17 protein-coding genes are annotated in these 17,657 nt (G+C 65.7%); 7 read left to right on the top strand and 10 right to left on the bottom strand.

What is annotated here, in order from left to right; translation table 11 throughout:
* The first annotated feature begins 336 nt into the window (after window positions 1-336).
* The gene (purH, locus tag DAAJ005_RS06750; protein ID WP_151846443.1) at window positions 337-1,884 is read left to right on the top strand and encodes a bifunctional phosphoribosylaminoimidazolecarboxamide formyltransferase/IMP cyclohydrolase; all 1,548 of its coding nucleotides are present in this window, start codon (window positions 337-339) and stop codon (window positions 1,882-1,884) included.
* 19 nt (window positions 1,885-1,903) lie between these two features.
* Window positions 1,904-2,779, top strand: coding sequence for a bifunctional 5,10-methylenetetrahydrofolate dehydrogenase/5,10-methenyltetrahydrofolate cyclohydrolase (locus DAAJ005_RS06745; protein WP_151846442.1), 876 nt, complete (start codon window positions 1,904-1,906; stop codon window positions 2,777-2,779).
* A gap of 85 nt (window positions 2,780-2,864) precedes the next feature.
* Here the strand turns inward: DAAJ005_RS06745 and DAAJ005_RS06740 are convergent, their stop codons facing one another.
* From DAAJ005_RS06740 to DAAJ005_RS06730, 3 genes are all read right to left on the bottom strand, one after another.
* Window positions 2,865-4,211 (bottom strand): glycosyltransferase, encoded by a 1,347-nt coding sequence (locus DAAJ005_RS06740; RefSeq protein ID WP_226342609.1) that lies wholly within the window; start codon window positions 4,209-4,211, stop codon window positions 2,865-2,867.
* A 144-nt stretch (window positions 4,212-4,355) separates the two neighbouring features.
* A complete protein-coding gene (locus DAAJ005_RS06735) occupies window positions 4,356-4,922 on the bottom strand; it encodes a flavin reductase family protein (RefSeq protein ID WP_151846441.1) in 567 nt (188 codons plus the stop codon).
* A gap of 52 nt (window positions 4,923-4,974) precedes the next feature.
* Window positions 4,975-5,451, bottom strand: a complete 477-nt coding sequence (locus DAAJ005_RS06730) for a hypothetical protein (RefSeq protein WP_151846440.1) — start codon at window positions 5,449-5,451, stop codon at window positions 4,975-4,977.
* A 71-nt stretch (window positions 5,452-5,522) separates the two neighbouring features.
* On the opposite strand from DAAJ005_RS06730, the gene gltX reads away from it, so the two are divergent.
* The 5 genes from gltX (at window position 5,523) to DAAJ005_RS06705 (ending at window position 11,750) form a co-directional block, all read left to right on the top strand.
* Window positions 5,523-6,968, top strand: coding sequence for a glutamate--tRNA ligase (gene gltX, locus DAAJ005_RS06725; RefSeq protein ID WP_192930890.1), 1,446 nt, complete (start codon window positions 5,523-5,525; stop codon window positions 6,966-6,968).
* Between the two features lie 237 nt (window positions 6,969-7,205).
* A complete protein-coding gene (locus DAAJ005_RS06720) occupies window positions 7,206-7,628 on the top strand; it encodes a MarR family winged helix-turn-helix transcriptional regulator (RefSeq protein WP_151846438.1) in 423 nt (140 codons plus the stop codon).
* Complete coding sequence (locus tag DAAJ005_RS06715) at window positions 7,625-9,670, top strand: MDR family MFS transporter (RefSeq protein WP_151846437.1); 2,046 nt, start codon at window positions 7,625-7,627, stop codon at window positions 9,668-9,670. The genes DAAJ005_RS06720 and DAAJ005_RS06715 overlap by 4 nt, the downstream gene beginning before the upstream one ends.
* A 129-nt stretch (window positions 9,671-9,799) precedes the next feature.
* Window positions 9,800-10,138, top strand: coding sequence for an Asp23/Gls24 family envelope stress response protein (locus tag DAAJ005_RS06710; protein ID WP_151846436.1), 339 nt, complete (start codon window positions 9,800-9,802; stop codon window positions 10,136-10,138).
* Between the two features lie 52 nt (window positions 10,139-10,190).
* Window positions 10,191-11,750, top strand: a complete 1,560-nt coding sequence (locus DAAJ005_RS06705) for a DAK2 domain-containing protein (RefSeq protein WP_192930932.1) — start codon at window positions 10,191-10,193, stop codon at window positions 11,748-11,750.
* A gap of 67 nt (window positions 11,751-11,817) precedes the next feature.
* On the opposite strand, the gene DAAJ005_RS06700 is transcribed toward DAAJ005_RS06705, so the two are convergent.
* The 7 genes from DAAJ005_RS06700 to DAAJ005_RS06670 form a co-directional block, all read right to left on the bottom strand.
* Window positions 11,818-12,477, bottom strand: coding sequence for a response regulator transcription factor (locus DAAJ005_RS06700; protein ID WP_151846434.1), 660 nt, complete (start codon window positions 12,475-12,477; stop codon window positions 11,818-11,820).
* Window positions 12,478-12,502: 25 nt separating this feature from the next.
* Window positions 12,503-13,537, bottom strand: coding sequence for a DUF4097 family beta strand repeat-containing protein (locus DAAJ005_RS06695; RefSeq protein ID WP_151846433.1), 1,035 nt, complete (start codon window positions 13,535-13,537; stop codon window positions 12,503-12,505).
* Complete coding sequence (locus DAAJ005_RS06690; protein ID WP_226342608.1) at window positions 13,534-15,255, bottom strand: sensor histidine kinase; 1,722 nt, start codon at window positions 15,253-15,255, stop codon at window positions 13,534-13,536. The genes DAAJ005_RS06695 and DAAJ005_RS06690 overlap by 4 nt, the downstream gene beginning before the upstream one ends.
* Window positions 15,256-15,382: 127 nt before the next feature.
* Entirely contained in the window at window positions 15,383-16,105 is a 723-nt protein-coding gene (gene lepB, locus DAAJ005_RS06685) for a signal peptidase I (RefSeq protein ID WP_151846431.1), read from the bottom strand.
* The gene (locus tag DAAJ005_RS06680; protein ID WP_151846430.1) at window positions 16,102-16,437 is read right to left on the bottom strand and encodes a hypothetical protein; all 336 of its coding nucleotides are present in this window, start codon (window positions 16,435-16,437) and stop codon (window positions 16,102-16,104) included. The genes lepB and DAAJ005_RS06680 overlap by 4 nt, the downstream gene beginning before the upstream one ends.
* Window positions 16,431-16,739 carry a PadR family transcriptional regulator gene (locus DAAJ005_RS06675; RefSeq protein ID WP_151846429.1) on the bottom strand — a complete coding sequence of 103 codons (309 nt, stop codon included), beginning with the start codon at window positions 16,737-16,739 and terminating at the stop codon, window positions 16,431-16,433. Before DAAJ005_RS06675 ends, DAAJ005_RS06680 begins: the two co-directional genes overlap by 7 nt.
* 107 nt (window positions 16,740-16,846) lie before the next feature.
* Window positions 16,847-17,638: a LysM peptidoglycan-binding domain-containing protein gene (locus DAAJ005_RS06670; protein WP_151846428.1), complete on the bottom strand. Its 792-nt coding sequence runs from the start codon at window positions 17,636-17,638 to the stop codon at window positions 16,847-16,849.
* Window positions 17,639-17,657 lie beyond the last annotated feature (19 nt).

Here is a 17,657-nt window from a genome sequence, read left to right as displayed (position 1 = left end):
CCGCACGTCACTGAGCGGAGCAGGGCATCAGACCCGAAGACCGCCGCCCTCTCCCGCCACCCACATCCGAAAACTCGTGCCCAGTGCAACGTTAGCTCCCCCTGCCCCCCTGGGGTAGGGGGCTGGGGGGTGGGGCTGCCCGAACGACTTTCCCCGCAACCCCGCCTCACCTGCGCTATGCTTGCCCCCACAGCGGACGGCAACTGGCGCTGAACGTGGGCCAACCACGGGGAAGCCGCTCCGAATTCCATTTGATCGCGCGCCTGGGTCGGACGTTTGCCGCACACGCGGCGCGTCCGAAGTCTTTTCTTGGATCTTCCTCGGAGGCGGTAAACAATGGGCAGACAGGCACTCATTTCGGTCAGCGACAAGACGGGCGTGGTGGAATTTGGGCGGGCGTTGGCAGAGCGCGGCTGGACGCTCCTGAGTACGGGGGGCACCTTTGCGGCCTTGCAGGAGGCAGGCGTGCCAGTCACGGCAGTCAGCGACGTGACCGGCTTTCCCGAGATGCTGGACGGACGGGTCAAGACCCTGCACCCGGCCATCCACGGCGGCATCCTGGCCCGGCGCGAGGACGGGCATCTGTCCGAACTGGCGGCCCAGGGCTTTGGCACCATCGATCTGGTGTGCGTCAACCTGTACCCCTTCCGCGAAACGGTGGCGCGCGGCGCACCCTTTGCCGAGGTGATCGAGAACATCGACATCGGCGGCCCAGCCATGATCCGCTCGGCGGCCAAGAACCACGCGGGCGTGCTGGTGCTGGTGGACCCGGCGGATTACGAGCTGGCCCTTCAGGACGAGGTCAGCGGGACCGAACGCCGCCGCCTGGCCGCCAAGGCGTACCGCCACACCAGCGAATACGACGCCGCCATCACCGCCTATCTGGAGGGCGATTCGGACACGCTGCCCACCAAACTGCCGTCAGAATTGACGCTGAATCTGTCCAAAGTGGCCGAGGTCCGTTACGGCGAGAATCCCCATCAGCCCGGCGCGATCTACCGCTGGGGCGGCGCACACGGCCCGGTGATGGACGCCCGCGTGGTGGCTGGAAAACCCATGAGTTTCAACAACTACGCCGATGCGGACGCCGCCTGGGCGCTGTGTACGGAGCTTGGGCAGCAGGCAGTGCTGTCACAAGAGGGGGGCATGGTCTGCGTGGCCGTCAAGCACGGCAACCCCTGCGGCGTGGCGCGGGCCAACGACGTGCGCGCCGCCTGGGAACTGGCGCGGGACGCCGACACCCTCAGCGTCTTTGGAGGCGTGGTGGCGGTCAACGGCACTGTCGATCTGAACGCGGCCCAGGCCATGCGCGGCACCTTTCTGGAAGTGCTGATCGCCCCCGACGTGACCCCGGAAGCCGTGGAGTGGTTCGCCGCCAAAAAGCCCGATCTGCGCGTGCTGATCGCCGGGAAAGCCGAAGCGGTCAGCGTGCTGGACCTGCGCCCGCTGTCCGGCGGATTTGCCGTGCAGGAGCGCGACACCCGCCCGTGGGATGACCTGTGCCCCGAAGTGGTCACCACGCGGCAGCCCCGCGACGAGGAATGGAACGACTTGCGTTTCGCCTGGGCGGTGGTCAAGCACGCCCGCAGCAACGCGGTGGTGCTGGCGCGCGGCGGCGTCAGCGTGGGCCTGGGCGCGGGGGCAGTGAGCCGCATCTGGGCTGCCGAACGCGCCGTGTCGAACGCGGGCGAGCGGGCGCACGGTGCGTCCCTGGCCTCCGAGGCGTTCTTTCCCTTCGACGATGTGGTCCGGCTGGCGGCGGGCGCTGGAGTCACCGCCATTCTGCAACCGGGGGGCGCAAAACGTGACCCCGAGGTGATCGCCGCCGCCAACGAATTGGGCCTGAGCATGGTCTTCACAGGTTCGCGGCACTTCCGGCACTGATGAAGAAGGTTGATGGTTGATGGTTGACGGTGAAAAAAGCACATCTCCCCGTTCTCTCCTTGGCAAGCCACTGGCCGATGAGGTGATCCAGGGCGTTAAGGAAGCCCTGTCTGACTGGAACTTCCGCCCGCACATGGTCAGCGTCCTCGCTTCCGACGATGAGGCTTCGCGAGTCTATGTGGACAGCAAGGCGCGGCGGGCCGGGCGGCTGGGCGTGGACTTCAGCGTGCGGGAACTGGGAGCCGGGGCGTCTCAGCAGGAGCTGGAAGGGGCGTTACGCGAACTCTCGGCAGATGAAAATGTTCACGGCGTCGTGCTGGAGCTGCCGCTGGCCGCCGGGCTGGATGCGGATGCCGCCCTGCTGCACATCGCGCCGCGCAAGGATGTGGAGGGGCTGACCCCCGCCAACCTCGCCCTGATCGCGGCGGGGCGGGAATCTGAGGCGTTGCTGCCGCCCACGCCGCGCAGCGTGCGCTTTCTGCTGCGGCGCGTGCTGGGCGACGACCTGCGCGGCCTGCGGGTGGCCGTGATCGGGCCGGGGCGCACGGTGGGCCGCCCGCTGACCTTTATGCTGGGCAACCGGGGCGTGACTGTGACGCTGTGCAACGAATACACCCGCGAACTGGCCGGAGTGCTGGCCCCACTGGACGCCGTGGTGGTGGCCGTGGGCAGAGCCGGACTTTTGAAGCCTGAACACGTCCAATCCCATCATGTCGTGATCGACGCCGGAATCAACGTGCAGGACGGGGGCGAGATGGTGGGGGACGCTGTACCGAATCTCCCCGTGCGGGCGCAGACGCCCGTGCCCGGTGGCGTCGGCCCGCTAACCAGCGCCCTGATGTATCAGAATCTGGTGCGCGCGGTGAAATTGCAGCGCGGCGAGGCGGTGGAATAGGAGCCGGGTTCCCCACCCTCGCCCTTTCTCCTGACCGAAAAAAGCCCTCTCCAGAAGGAAGAGGGCCTTTCATCTCCTCCAACCTCTAATCGCTGCCCCGGCCCACGGTCAGCAGTTCGCCCGGCTGTCCCTCCCCTGGTTCGGTGTGGCCCGGCTCGGCGTGACGCAGGCTCTTGTCCCAGGTCACGCGGCCCATGAAGTAGTGGCGATAGGCCATCGGCAGGCTCAGGAACAGGGCAAACCCGTAGACGGGCAGGCTGGCGAGGGTGAAGGCGGTGCGGCCCAGCGACAGACGGTTCTCGCGCCTGTAACGGGCCACCCACTGCAACTGAATGATCAGGTTGATGACAGTGATGATCAGGCTGACTTTCGCGTCCAGCACCAGCCCCTGCGTGCCCATCGCCCAGCGCAGCGGCTGGGTCAGGAACGACAGCACGATGATGCCGCTGAGCCACGGCCCCAGAATGAAGTAACTCAGGTCCAGGCGGGCCAGCACGGGCACGGGCTTGCGCCATAACTGCGCCAGATACGGCAGACACTGCATGGTGCCCTGGGTCCAGCGGGCGCGCTGGCGCGAGAAACGGCGCAGATCGGGCAGGCCCTGCTGAGTGACCGCTTCCTCTAAAAAGACCAGTCGGTGGCGTGGGTTGACCAGCCGGGCCTCTACCGCGCTGCCAAAATCTTCGAGCAGCACGTCAGGCCAGGGCGTCTGCCCGGCGTCGAACATGGAGGCCACATAGCTGGCGCGCATAAATTGCCCGTTGCCGCACAGGGCGGCGCTGTGCCACCACGAACGCATCAGTTGAATGTGGCGGGTGATGAAGAATTCCAGGTCCTGCTGCTGCTCCAGCATGCGGCCCACCACGTTTTTCAGCCCCAGTTTGCCGGGAGACTGCCGGATTCGCACGCGGGCCTGCGCGGCCACCACGTCCGCGTGGGCCAGCACGCGCCGCGCCTCGGGCAGCAGGCCAGGGGTCACTCGCCCGTCGGCGTCCACCACCACGAAAACCTGTTTTTGCAGGTCCGCGCCCGCTGAGCGCAGGTCACGCAGCAGGATCAACACCGCCCAGTTCATGGCCTTGCCCTTACCCTGGCGGGCTTCCGGCGCGGTGCGGCGCAGCAGGATCACGCCCGCATCATTCCGCGCCAGCCGTTCCACCAGTTCCGCCGTGCGGTCATCACTGCCGTCGTCGATCACGGCCACGCGGGCGTCGGGGGCCGTTTCTCGCAGGTTGCGGACGGTGGCCTCGATCACCGCGTCCTCGTTCAGCGCGGGGACCACGAAGGTAAAACGCAATGCCTCGTCTGCCGGATACAGCCGCCGGGGCCGGGGCAGCGTGGCCGACAGCAGCATTTGTAGAAAGTACAGGCCCAGCATCAGCAGGCCCAGCAGATCGAGAATGGTCAGAAATCCATGCAGTGCGTCAGTCAAAAGCTCCCCCGGCGGCGTCAGGCGCTCGGCCCGGTTCACCCGACTTTGCAGTCTTCTTAACTATGCAACGTGGATTGTGGGCTTGAAAAGGGCCAAATGAGAAACAGCCCCCACGCCACTGGGCGTTCTCTCTTCAATCTCTCTTCAATCGAAACTTTCGGGCGGGTAGACCTCGCGTCCCTGCGTGGTTTTTACATACGAACTGCGACCCAGGTACACCGCCGCCTCGCCCGTGAACAGCCGCCGGTCATCGTAGAAGGCAGGATCGTGGCGAACCTCCAGCACCTCGCCCACGAACAGGTCATGGTCCCCGGTGGGCACGGTCTGAACCACCCGGCAGCGGTAGTACAGGTAAGCGTCGGCCAGGGCCAGCGGCGCGTCTGGCAGGGTTTGCAGGCCCAGGCGGGCCAGCTTGTCCTTTTGGGGTAGGTCGTGCAGCGACAGCACACCCGTCCCCTGAATCGGTTTTGAGTGCGAGGCGGGTAGAAAGTTGATCCCGAACGTGCCGCTCCCCGCCACCAGCCCATGCGTGGCCCGCTCCCTGCCGATCAGCACGCCGTACATCGGGGGCTGGGCGCTCAGGGCGGTGTGCCAGCCCGCCGCCATCACGTTGCGGACCCGGCCATGTTCGGAAGTGGTGTGTTCGGCAGTGACCAGCGCCACCGTGCCGGGGTAATAGCCGAAAAACTGCGTGCCTGTCTCGCTGAGCATGGGGGCAGGATAGCGGGCGGGGTCAGCATCTGCCGCCGTACCTGACCCCGTCCTACTTGCGCGCCAGTTCCAGTTGCCCGCTGTTCAGTTCGGTGCGCTCCCACTGCCCGGACTTGCAGATGTCATGGTTCACGAAACCGGTGCCGCCCGCGCCGCTGTACTTGCTGACGTTGTAAAACGTGACCTGCACGCCGTAGCGCTCCGTGAACCCGCCGGGGCAGGCGCTGCCGCCCCCCAGATTGGAGGTGGCGTTGAGCGTGACCGGGCTGGCCTTATACACACTGCGGGTGCCAGTCAGGGTGTAGCTGTCGCCCGTCGCACGGCTCTTGACCGTGCCGGTGACCGCCAAGTCCTTTTCCACGATGATGATGTCCAGAACGGCGCTGTCGTTGTTCTGCCCCACCAGCCGCCCGGTGTAACTGCCGTTCACGTCAATATCCGCGTCGTTGGGAATGGGCGAGAAGGCGTTGCAGGAGGCCAGGACGCAAACGCTCAGGCCAGCAGTCAGCACGGGCAGCAACAGTCTCATAGAGCATCATAAACACACTTGAGGGACGCACAGGGGCGGACGCCTGCCCCATGCCCCGTATCCTGTGGCCCATGTCTTCCCTCCAGCCCAACACGCAGCCCACCGTGACCCGCGTCGCCCCCAGTCCCACCGGGGACCCGCATGTGGGCACCGCCTATATCGGCCTGTTCAACTCTGTTCTGGCGCGGCAGAGCGGCGGGAAATTCATCCTGCGGATCGAGGACACGGACCAGAACCGTTACGTGGCCGACAGCGAGAAGCGCATCTTTCAGATGATGCAGTGGCTGGGGCTGACCCCCGACGAATCCCCGCTTCAGGACGGCCCCAACGGCCCTTACCGCCAGTCCGAGCGCACCGAGCTGTACGGCCAGCATGCCCGGCAACTGGTGGAGGGCGGCCACGCCTATTACGCCTTCGAGACGCCCGACGAACTGACCGAACTGCGCGAGAAGGCGCAGGCCAGCGGCACGGTGATCGCCGTTCCCAGCCGCGATCTGAACCCCGAACAGGCCGCGCGGCGGGTGGCAGCGGGCGACGCGGCGGTGGTGCGCCTGAAGGTGCCGCACGACGGTGAAACCGTGGTCAACGATCTGCTGCGCGATCCAATCCACTTCCAGAACGCCGAGATCGACGACAAGGTGCTGCTCAAGGCCGACGGCTACCCCACCTACCATCTGGCGAACGTGGTGGACGATCACCTGATGGGCGTCACCGACGTGGTGCGCGCCGAGGAATGGATCACCAGCACCCCCATTCACGTCCTGCTGTACCGCGCTTTCGGCTGGGACGCCCCCAGATTCGCCCACATGCCGCTGCTGCGAAACGCCGACAAATCCAAGATCAGCAAGCGCAAGAACCCCACCAGCGTCGAGTGGTACATGGATCAGGGCTATCTGCCCGAAGCCATGCTGAATTTCCTGGCGACGATGGGCTGGACCCACCCGGACGGCACCGAAATCTTTGATCTGGACGAGTTTCAGCGCACTTTCCGGCTGGAGGACGTGACGCTGGGCGGCCCGGTTTTCGATCAGGACAAGCTGCGCTGGTACAACGGCAAGTATCTGCGCGAGGTACTAGGGGAGGAGGAGGTGACCAAGAGGTTGCACGACTACCTGCTGGCCCACAAATCCGAGCTGCCGCTGGACGACTACTTCCGCGCCGTGACCCGGCTGCTGATTCCGCGTATCGAAGTGTTCAGCGACTTTCTGGATAAAACGGGCTACTACTGGTCCGAGGACTACCCGGTGAACGAGAAGGCCCAGAAAGCCATCGACAACGCGCGGGAGCTGCTGCCGGAGCTGGCTGGCCGCCTCAAGAACCTGCCGAGTTTCGATGCGGAGAGCATCAGCGCCATGTTCCACGCCTTCGCCGAGGAAAAGGGACTGAAACTGGGCAAAGTGATGCCCCCGGTGCGCGCCGCTGTCGCCGGAACGCTGGAAAGCCCCGATCTGCCGCAGATGCTGGAAGCGTTGGGGCAGGAGCGCGTGGTGTCGCGCGTGGAACGGGCCGGACGCTGAAGCATTAGCAGGCATCGAAATCAGCGGGGCGGGGAGCAAGTTTGCCCCGCCTCTTTTTCGTGTTGTTGCCGCTTACTGTGGCCCTCGGGCAGAGGTAAAGGCAGAGCTTCATCTCGCATTCATTCCTCAAACTGAATAGTTGACTCAAGAGAACTGTTTACCTAGAATACAGAGATATCCTCTCCTCCTGTCTCTCCCCCACCATCTGCCCTGAGTACAGAGCAGGTGGGCCGTTTCATGGGCGCGCTGTGGCGTTTTGGGCGCTCGTTCCGACAGGAACTGGACGCGCTGCTGGTGGCGCAGGGCGATCTGGATTCGCCGCGCTTCAACGTCTTGCAGGGCATTCGCAGCGGTCACAGCTACCCCAAAGCGCTGGCCGCCGCCCTGCACATGCCGCCCACGCTGCTCAGCCGCTACCTGGACCAGTTATGCAAACAGGACCTGATCGAGCGCCAGATCGACGCAGTGGACTCGCGCCGCATTCACCTGACCCTGACGCCAGCAGGCGAACAGTTGACGGCGACGGTAATCCAGTCCTTTCTCGATCTGGCCGCCGAACGGCTGACCGACATTGATCCAGAGCAGTTGGAAGGCCTGACCGCCCTGCTCGAACAACTCGACGCCCCACCATCCCCTCAACCCTCCCAGGAGAACGCATGACCCAGGCCACCCTTCAACCATCTACTCAGCAATTCACCAAACAGGAGCGGCAGATCACGCTGATCGGCCTGCTGGTGGTCTTTTTGCTGGCGGCACTGAGCCAGACCATCGTCAGCACTGCCATGCCGCGCATCATCGAAGACCTCAAGGGCTTCAACCTCTACACCTGGGTCACCACCGCCTACCTGCTGGCCAGCACGGTGATGGTGCCGATTTACGGCAAACTCTCTGACCTGTACGGGCGCAAACCGATTCTGGTGTTCGGCATCGTGCTGTTCCTGTTCGGCTCGGCGCTGTCGGGATTGGCGGGCGAGCCGTTCCTGGGCAACTTCCTGGGCGGCGGCATGAACCAGTTGATCGCCTTCCGCGCGGTGGCCGGGCTGGGCGGCGCGGCGCTGTTCACGATTGCCTTCACCATTCTGGCCGACATGTTCGAGCCTGCTGAGCGTGCCAAATTCGGGGGCCTGTTCGGCGCGATCTTCGGCCTCGCCAGCGTGATCGGCCCCGCCGTGGGCGGCTTTCTGACCGACAACCTGAGCTGGCGCTGGGTCTTTTACGTCAATCTGCCGCTGGGCATCCTGGCGCTGTTTCTGATCATCGTCAAGATGCCCCGGCTGACGCACCGCATCGGCGGACGCATCGACTACTGGGGCGCGGCGCTGATCCTGCTGACCACCATTCCGCTGCTGCTGGCGCTGACCTGGGGCGGCACCACCTACCCGTGGGGCAGCACCCGCATCCTGGGCCTGTTCGCGCTCAGCATCGTAAGTCTGATCGCCTTTATTGCTGTGGAGTCGCGCACTCCTGACGCGATCATTCCACTGAGTCTGTTTAAAAATAAGATGTTCAGCCTGGGCAATCTGGCGTCGTTCATCATGGGCATGGCCTTCCTGGGCGTCATTCTGTTCCTGCCACTGTTCATGCAGACGGTGCTGGGCGTCTCTCCCACCAAGAGCGGTTTTTCCATTCTGCCGTTGATGGGCGGCCTGATCCTGTCGAGCATCGTGGCCGGCCAGCTCGTGGCCCGCAGCGGCCAGTACAAGCCCTGGATGATCGGCGGCAGCGTCGTGCTGATCGCTGGCATCTTCTTGCTGACGCAGATCACCGCGCAGACCACCCTGCTGGATCTGGGCTGGCGCATGTTCATCGTGGGGCTGGGGCTGGGGCCGTCGCAGAGCCTGTTTACCCTGGCGATTCAGAACGGAGTGTCCAAGGATCAACTGGGCATCGCCACCTCCAGCAGCCAGTTCTTCCGGCAGATCGGCTCCACCATCGGGGCCGCCATCTTCGGCACGCTGCTGCTGAACAACCTGCACACCGAGTTGCCACGCGCCCTGCCCGACGTACCCGGCGCACAGATCGACACCCAGAACTTCGACATCGGCGCATTGCGTTCCAGCGGCGGTGCGGACGGCCCCGCCGCGCAGATCAAGAAAGCCTACGACGCGCAGTACGTTCAGCTTGAACGTGCCCTGAACGGGGATACGGCGGCGGCACAGGCGCTGATCAGCAACCCGCAGGTCCCGGATGAATTGAAGGCGATTCTGGAGAAAGGCGGCCTTCAGGCCCAGGTTCGCCAGACCCTGGAAGCCCAGGCCAGCAATGTGGCTGCCCTGCTGAAGACCGGGGAGCCGGGCCGTCAGGCACTGCTCAAGAGCGAGTTGCCCGCTGACCTCAAGACGCAGCTCCGCTACCTGCCCACTCAGGCACTGAACACTCCGCAGGCCGCGCAGGCCACCGCCACGCAGGTTCAGCAGGGCATCCTGGCGCAGGAAGCCGCCGCCGTGCAGCAGACCCGCCAGACCGTGCTGACCGAACTCAGGAGCAGGCTGGACGAGCAGGCCACCACGTTGGGCGAACAGGTGACCACCGGCCTCAAGAACGGCTTCACCGCCAGCATGACCCGCATGTTCGGCACCAGTCTGTGGTTCATCGTGGCGGGCTTCCTGGTGGTGCTGTTCATTCCAGTGATTCCCATGCTGGGGGCCACGAACGTCATCAGGAAAAACAAGGCGGAGGGCAGCCCCACCGCCAGCGACTAAAATTCTTCAGGACAGGGCGGTCAGGCCGAGAAGGTCTGACCGCCCTTGTATCTGGCCTTCTCTGGCCCGCAGAGCAAGAAGCAAGCGGTTCTCCCCGTCATCTCGCCTCCCCGTATACTGACCGACACTGTGACTGGCTCTATAAACATTTCCGAGGCGGCGCTGGCCTCCCTGATCGGGCTGACGGCCCACGAGATTCCCGGCGTGGTGGGCATGGCCCCCGCCAATCTTAAGGAGGGCATCAGCCGCGTGCTGGGGCGGGCCAATGTCAGCGACGGCGTGGTGATCGGCAGGGAAAAGGGCAGCGACGCCTACACCGCAGACCTGTACATCGTGGCGGCCTACGGCGTCAGCATTCCCACGGTGGCCCGCAATATCGTCGAGCGCGTGGAACACGTCGTCAAGAATCTGGCCGGAATCGAGTTGAGCGCCACCCGCGTGCATGCGGTGGGGGTTCAGCGTGCCTGATTCCACCTCCAACCAGCACATCCAGACCCTGAAGCCTGCTGATCTGGCCCGCATGCTGCGCTACGCCACCGACTGGCTGGGCGTGTACCGCGAGGAAGTCAACGCCCTGAACGTCTATCCCGTGCCGGACGGCGACACCGGTACCAACATGCACCTGACCATGCAATCGGTGCGCCGTGAGCTGGACACCGCCGACGTGAGCAGCATGGCCGGGGTGGCCCGCGCCATCAGCTACGGCGCGCTGCTGGGCGCACGCGGCAACAGCGGCGTGATCCTCTCGCAACTGCTCAAGGGCTTTGCAGAAGTGATCAAGGATAAGCAGGAGGTGGACGCCCCCACGCTGATCCGCGCCTTCGACGCCGCCCAGAAAAGCGGCTACGGCGCGGTGATGAAGCCCGTGGAAGGCACGATCCTGACCGTGGCGCGTGGCATTGCGGAGGGCGCGAAGGGCGACAGCGTGGACATGGTGCTGGAAAATGCGCTGTTCAAGGGTCAGGAACTGCTGGACCAGACGCCCGAGATGCTCCCTGCGCTGAAGCAGGCCGGGGTCATCGACAGCGGCGGTCAGGGCTACCTGTACATCGTGCAGGGCATGCTGGCCGAGTTGCGCGGCGACGAGTTGCCCGAAGCGCCCGAAATTACCCAGTACGCCGCCCAGAGTTTCGAGAACGAGGAATTCGGCTTCTGTACCGAGTTCCTGATGTCCGAGTCCACCAAATCCATCGAGGACATCCGCGAGCTGGTCAGCCCCTTCGGCGACAGCCTGCTGGTGGTGGGCGCGGAGGGCTATGTCAAGGGCCACATCCACACCAACGAGCCAGATGGACTGCTGGCAACGGTGGGGCGCTACGGCAAGATGCTGAAGACCAAAGTGGAAGACATGTCCGAGCAGCACACCGAGATTCTGGGTATGGCCGGAGCCACCGCCCGCGCCGAGGAGGAGCTGCCGCCTTCCGGGCTGGTGGCGGTGGCGAACGGCTACGGGCTGGTTAAGCTGTTCCGCAGTCTGGGCGCTCGCATCGTGTCTGGCGGGCAGACCGCCAATCCCAGCGTGCAGGACATCGTGGACGCCGTCCGCAGCGTCAGCGCCGAGCGCGTGATCGTGCTGCCCAACAACAAGAACGTGCTGATGGCCGCCGAGAAGGCGATGGAACTGATGGAAGGCCGCGCCGTGGTGATCCCCACCCGCACGCTGGGGCAGGGCATGGGCGCGGCCCTCGCCTTCCAGCCCGACATTCCCGCCGACGAGCTGAAGGAAGCCATGACCGAAGCGTCCCAGGCCGTGACCACCTTTGAAGTCACCCGCGCCAGCCGCACCACCAACATCACCACCAAAAAGGGCGAGACGCTGGACATTGCCGAGGGCGACGTGATCGGGTTGCAGGACGATGAGCTGGTTCAGGCTGGGGGCAGTCCTGAAGACAGCGTGCTGAAGATGCTGGGCGACGCCTACGCCGGGCAGGAGATCATCACCGTATTCGGTGGCCCGCAGAAATCGCAGGCTGATCTGGACGCGCTGGCTGAACGCATCGGCAAGCAGTTTGATGGGGCGGAAGTGGAAGCGCACGCTGGCGGGCCGGATCTGTATGACTATCTGGTGACGCTGGAGTAAATGCTCAGGGAGGGCACCAGACGCCCTCCCCAATTTTCCAAAGCGTCCTGATCTACGCGGAACCAGGTCACCCATCCAGACTGGCAATTCCATGCTTGAGCGCGTACAGTGCCGCCTGCGTCCGGCTTTCCAGCTCCAGCTTGCTCAGCAGGCGGGAGACATGCGTTTTGACGGTGGCCTCGCTGACCCCCTGATCGGCGGCGATGTCGCGGTTGCTGTGGCCGCGCGCGATCAATTGCAGCACGATGGTTTCCTTGGGGGTCAGGGTCTCGCGCATCTCGGCGCTGCGGAAGTCGCGGACCAGTCGGCGGGCGGCTTCCGGGTGCAGCCGGACCTCTCCGCGTGCGGCGGCGTGAATGGCGTCGGCCAGCGTGTCACTGGAAGCGTCCTTGAGCATGTAGGAAATCGCCCCGGCCTCGATTGCGCCGTTGACCTTGTGTTCTTCCAGCGTGCTGGTCAGGGCAATGACCTCGGTATCGGGCAGGGCGCGGCGCAGAGCCTTTGTGGCCGTAATACCGTCCATCACGGGCATCATCAGGTCCATGACCACCACGTCGGGTTTCAGGCGCTGCGCCTCGGCCAGGGCTTCCTCGCCATTGCCTGCCTCGCCCACGACTTCGATGTCGGGGTCCAGGCCCAGAAACAGGCGCAGGCCCTGGCGCACGACGGCGTGGTCATCGACGAGCAGGACGCGGACGGCTGGGTTGGAGTTGGTTGGGGTGGACATGATGATTCTCCTTTGGGACGAGGGGTCAGGGCAGGGGTTCGAGGCTGAAGTTGTTCCCTGGTGCGTCGATAAACACGTCCAGATCGGGGGCGCTGGCAGGCGGCATGCTGGCGGGCAGACTGAGTGTTTCGCGGTCCGTGAAGCGCACGCGCAGTTTGAGGCCAGGGGCGGCGCGCAACACCACATCGCCGCTCTGGGTGCGGATGTCCAGGTTCCCGCGCGTACCCGCCAGGGCCGTGACCGCCACATCACCACTGGCCGTGGTGACCGTGCCGCGTGAGAAGGCAGCAGGCAGCGTCAGTTTCACGCCGCCGCTGCCCGTCCCAGCTCCCAGCGTGCCCGTTCTGACCCCGGACAGATTCAGCCTCAGATCGCCGCTGACCGTGTTGACACGCACCGCCTCGGGGGCCGCGACGCCGGGAACTGTGCCGCCGGGAGCCGTGACGGCAATATCGCCAGAAGTGCTGACCAGCGCGAACGGCCCGCCCGCCTGCGCCGGAAGCGTGACCACCTGATCGCCGCTGACGCTACGGACATTCAGCGCCCGCAGACGCAGGAATGAGAGGTTCAGGGCCTGATCCCCGCTGAGGGTGCGGGTACTCAGGGTCAGCGGAATGCTGCGGCTGGCCTTCAGGTCGATGACGTGCTGCACAGGTTCGGGAGAGGCGACGGTGACGCCGGGGCGGTCCAGCGACTGCACCCGCAGGGTCAGCCCGAAGTCCAGTTGCCCCCCTTCCCGGCTGGCCCGGAGTTGCACCGGATTGCGGGCGCGGTGGGTCACCTGTCCGCCCACCACCAGCGCGCTCCCGGCAGGCAGCGGTCCCAGGTTGAGGTTGGTGCGGTCCCCGTCGATCTTCAGGGTGGCTGTGCGCGCCAGATCACCCTGTAACGGCCCGTCCAGTGCCACGCTGACCGGAGTGGTCTCGGCCCCCATGCCCGGCGTGGGTTTAACGGTTATGCCCAGCCACGTCAGCAGCGCCCCCGCCCCGGCGATCAGCAGACCCAGCGCCATGCGCGACAGCACCGGGGGCAGGGGCCGGGTGCCGGGGCTGACGGTCATGCCCCCACCTCTGCGGGTTTGGAGAGAACCGGTTGAGCGGCGGGAAGGCGCAGCGTGACGGCGGTTCCCTCGCCCGCCGCACTCCTGACTTCCAGCGTACCGCCCGCCCCTGCCGCCCGCTCGCGCATGCTGCGCTGGCCCAGCGTGCCGCGCCCGGCAGCCGTGGGATCAAAGCCGCGCCCATCGTCGCGGATGCTGACGGTCACGGCTGGGCCGTCCTGAGACACAGCCAGCCAGACGTTCTGCGCGCGGGCATGTTTGACGACGTTGTGCAGCGCCTCCTGGGCCACGCGGTAGGCGGCGGCCTGGGCGTCGGGAGTCAGCGACGGCTCGTGGTCCAGGCGGGCGTGAACCGTCAGGCCGTGGCGGGCCTCCAGCGCGTGGGCGTGCTGCGACAGCGCGGCCACCAGCCCGCCTTCCTCCAGCGCGTCCGGGCGCAGGCTGAACAGCAGGGCCTTCATCTCCGAGACGCCGCCGTCGGCCAGCCGGATGGTGTAGTCCAGGCTGGCGCGGGTGCGTTCTGGATCGCGGTCCAGCGTGGCGCGGGCGGTCTTCGCGCCCAGCGAAATGCCGTACAGCGCCTGGGCCACGCTGTCGTGCAGCTCGCGGGCCAGCCGGGCACGTTCCTGCTCCCCGGCCCGCGCCCCGGCCCGTTCGATCAGTTGCGCGGCGTGCTGCGCGGTCCCGGCGTGGTCAGCGATGCTGAGGAGGAAGGCCAATTCATCCGCGCCGGGGCGCACGCCTGCCGGGTACAGGGCGCGCAAGGTTCCTCCCTCCAGGGCACCCGCCGAGGCAGACAGCGTGACGGGCAGGGTGGCCAGCGCACCGCCGCCCTGAACCAGGCGCACGTCCGCCTCACCCTGGGACGGCGAGCGGTCCAGCGGGCCAGATAGCCCCGGCCCCTGCGGGCCACTCAGCGCACGCAACGTGCCATCCGGCGCGGTCAGGGCCACCGAGAGCGCCGTGCTGGCGGCCCGCGCCTGTTCGGTCAGATCGGTCAGGGTGGCCTCCAGATCGTCGCCCAGGGCCACTCGGCCTGCCGCGCGTCGCAGGGCCACCACCTCGCGGCGGGCGGCCTCATAGCCGGGATCACGCGACAGCAAGGCCACCGCCAGCCGGGTCCACATCCGGCCCATCAGGTTCAGCACCCCTGCCGAGATCAGCAGGCCGCCCAGCCCCAGCGCCACCAACCCGGCGACAGCCAGCGGACTGGGCAGCAGCGTCTGCTCGCCCCAGACCACCGGGAACGTTTGCGGATACAGCGGCCACAGCGGCGACAGCAGCCCCAGTAGCGTCAGCGTCAGCAACACGGCCAGCACCGCCCAGCAGATCACGGCCAGCGGCAACTGCACCACATGGAACAGCAGCGTCCGGTACGTCATCGGGTCCGCCAGCGTGCCACGCAGCCACGCCAGCGTGCCCCGGTGTGGGGGCAGCAGGGGCGGCGGCGCGAAGGTTACACCTAGCACCCCCGCCAGCGCCCGCTGCACGTCACCCAGGCCGCCCACCAGCCACAGCGAACCCAGCAAAAAAGCCGCGCCCACCAGAAAGGCCAGGGTCAGCAGGCCGCCCACCACACCCCCCGTGATCAGGCCCGCCGTGAACGCGCCCATTGGCAGCGCCAGCAGGATGTACAGCGCCGCGCGGTAGGTGTGCGGGTCCAGCAGATCGGACAGCACGCCCCCGCGCCGCCTGTCCTGAATCTGTTCTGGCCTCATCCGCACTATCATGCGACGAAGGTACGGCAGGCGGTGTCAGGAAGGCGTCCGCCGAAAGGGGGAAGGAGGGTGAGGACCATAGCGGCGTGCCGTCGGTAGCGGGAATAAACACAGGTTGCCGGGGGCTTCAGGGCAACAGCAGGCGCGGATTCCATTCCTCCTGCCCACTAAACTTCACGCGCTGTTCAGGTTGCGGACCGCCGTCGCAGGGCGGAGTGGCCATCACCTTACGGACCAGCGGCCACACGCTGGCCATCGCACGGGCCGAGATGTCCTGCCCACGCACAGGGCCAAAAGCGCGGCTGTCCAGACTTCCGCCGGGGCTGCGGTTGTCGCCCATCACAAAGTAATGGTGGGGAGGCACCCTCACGCTGGACACGTCCATGCTTGTGGGCGAAGCCGCGACGCTGTTGGCGAGAGAGCTACTGGTGTCGGGGCAAAAGGTATTCCAGTACTCATGCGTTTCCGCCTCTGGCAGCGGCTGGCCGTTCACGCTGACCTGCCCGGCGCGAATGCTGACCGTGTCGCCCGGCACGCCCACCACACGCTTGACCAGATACGGGCGGTAGCGCCAGAGCAGCGGCATTCCCCGGTAATCGCCACGCCACTCGTACTTCGCCTCGGGCGGCGGCTTGAACACGACGATGTCGCCCCGGTGATATTCGCCCAGCCCCAGTCGGTGCGCCCAGCCCTCGGCAGTGGGCAGCAGCAGGCGTTCGCCGTGACGCAGCGCGGGCATCATGCTGGACCCGTCCACGCCCACCGAACTCGCGCCAAACTGCGTGAACAGCAGCGCGAAGACGACAGGGGCGGCCCAGTCACGCCACAGCCTCAGCAGACGGCTGCTCATGGCCGGGCCTCCTGCGCCGTGGGGACAGTGTGGACTTCTGCCCTAACCGCGTAGGCCGCCCCACCCAGCGCCAGTCCCACGAGGAACACGCGCAAACCCAGCCCCAGCGTATGCACTCGCGCCAGATTCAGGGCCAGCCACCACACCGAACCCTGCTGACACAGTGAAGCTGCCCAGGCATCGGCCTCTACCAGACCCCCCGTGCGAGCATCCAGCATGGTCTGGTAGAGGTTGGCGTGCAGTTCAGCCCGCACGTTCTGACGGATGTGGGGCGGCAACAGGCAGACGGCACGCTTCAGATAGGCCTCCACTGCGCCGGGAGACTTCACCACAGGCTCCGCAGCACACGGTCAAAAGCAGCGTATCCCTCGCGGCGGCGCAACAATTCAGTGCGGCCCAGTTCGGTCAGCAGGTAGGTCTTGACGGGCGGCCCACCGCGCGCATGCTGGGTCTGCAGAAATCCGGCGCGTTCCAGGCGGTGCAGGGCCGGATACAGGCTCCCAGCGTTCAGCCTGATCTGCCCGTCGGTCAGCGCATCCACGCGCTTGGCGATGTCCTGCCCGTAACCGCCCTCCCGCTCCAGCACACTCAGCAGGATCAGATCGAGATTACCCTTGAAAAGATTCACATCCATAGCTCTAGCCTCCATCCTCACTATCAGTGTCCGATATCAGGACGTGATAATGATGGGAAAAGGAAAAGCCGCCCCATCTCGGAGGCGGCCTCCTAACCCAGCGGTGCTCAGCCGGGAATCTTGATCTGGTCACCCACCTTGATCAGATCGGGGTTGCTGATGTTGTTGTAGTGGGCAATCTTCTTGTACTCGGCGGCGTTGCCGTAGTACTTCTGGGCAATTGCACCCAGCGTGTCGCCGGACTGCACGGTGTAGACCGTATCGCCGGTCTCCTGATCCTTTTCCTTGGTCAGTTCCTTGGCGCCCTCGGCCACGCGCAGGCCGCTGATGTCCACGCCTGACACGCCAGCCACTTCGCGGGCCAGCTTCTCGGCCAGACGCTGCTCGTGTTCACTGTCCACCACGCCGCGCAGGATTACGCTCTTGCCGCTTTGCAGCACGTCGATGGGATCGTCCTTCAGCTCGCCGTTGTTGCGGATGGCCTGATGCACGGCCTTGGCGATCTTGCTGCGGTCCTCCATCTCCTTGATCTCCGCGTCCATGCTGGAGGCGGCGGCTGGCTTGCTGCTGGAGGTAGGGGCAATTTCGGTCTGCACACTGGCTGGGCCAGAGGACACGGTATTGGCAGAGGCGCTGGGGCCTGCATCCTGGGGGGCTTCCGCCTGGGCCTGCTGGGGCACTTCCTGGGCGATCAGGCCACTGGTGTCCACCGACTTGACGCCGTTGATGCCCTCGGCCACCACCTTGACCACTGTTTCGTAGTGGCTGTTAGGAACCATCCCCATCACGGTGACGTTGCCACCCTTCTCCTGAACCTGCAAATCCAGATCCTTCAACATGGCTTGCTCTTTGAAGGCGTCTTTCACACGGTCCGCTGTATTTTTTCCGAATGGCCACATGCCCGAAGATTAGCGCAAG

Origin of the sequence: Deinococcus sp. AJ005 (assembly GCF_009017495.1) — a bacterium.
In the GTDB taxonomy this organism is placed as follows: Bacteria; Deinococcota; Deinococci; order Deinococcales; family Deinococcaceae; genus Deinococcus.
This window is presented reverse-complemented; position numbering and strand designations above follow the sequence as displayed.

Bases quoted from the DNA above. Each gene is read 5' to 3' on its own strand.
- DAAJ005_RS06705 (WP_192930932.1), top strand. From the start codon at position 10,191: ATGCTGCGCTACGCCACCGACTGGCTGGGCGTGTACCGCGAGGAAGTC.
- DAAJ005_RS06690 (WP_226342608.1), bottom strand. From the start codon at position 15,255: ATGAGGCCAGAACAGATTCAGGACAGGCGGCGCGGGGGCGTGCTGTCC.
- DAAJ005_RS06745 (WP_151846442.1), top strand. From the start codon at position 1,904: ATGGTTGACGGTGAAAAAAGCACATCTCCCCGTTCTCTCCTTGGCAAG.
- purH (WP_151846443.1), top strand. From the start codon at position 337: ATGGGCAGACAGGCACTCATTTCGGTCAGCGACAAGACGGGCGTGGTG.
- DAAJ005_RS06730 (WP_151846440.1), bottom strand. From the start codon at position 5,451: ATGAGACTGTTGCTGCCCGTGCTGACTGCTGGCCTGAGCGTTTGCGTC.
- DAAJ005_RS06675 (WP_151846429.1), bottom strand. From the start codon at position 16,739: ATGGATGTGAATCTTTTCAAGGGTAATCTCGATCTGATCCTGCTGAGT.
- lepB (WP_151846431.1), bottom strand. From the start codon at position 16,105: ATGAGCAGCCGTCTGCTGAGGCTGTGGCGTGACTGGGCCGCCCCTGTC.
- DAAJ005_RS06670 (WP_151846428.1), bottom strand. From the start codon at position 17,638: ATGTGGCCATTCGGAAAAAATACAGCGGACCGTGTGAAAGACGCCTTC.
- DAAJ005_RS06720 (WP_151846438.1), top strand. From the start codon at position 7,206: ATGGGCGCGCTGTGGCGTTTTGGGCGCTCGTTCCGACAGGAACTGGAC.
- DAAJ005_RS06735 (WP_151846441.1), bottom strand. From the start codon at position 4,922: ATGCTCAGCGAGACAGGCACGCAGTTTTTCGGCTATTACCCCGGCACG.
- DAAJ005_RS06715 (WP_151846437.1), top strand. From the start codon at position 7,625: ATGACCCAGGCCACCCTTCAACCATCTACTCAGCAATTCACCAAACAG.
- DAAJ005_RS06700 (WP_151846434.1), bottom strand. From the start codon at position 12,477: ATGTCCACCCCAACCAACTCCAACCCAGCCGTCCGCGTCCTGCTCGTC.
- DAAJ005_RS06695 (WP_151846433.1), bottom strand. From the start codon at position 13,537: ATGACCGTCAGCCCCGGCACCCGGCCCCTGCCCCCGGTGCTGTCGCGC.
- gltX (WP_192930890.1), top strand. From the start codon at position 5,523: ATGTCTTCCCTCCAGCCCAACACGCAGCCCACCGTGACCCGCGTCGCC.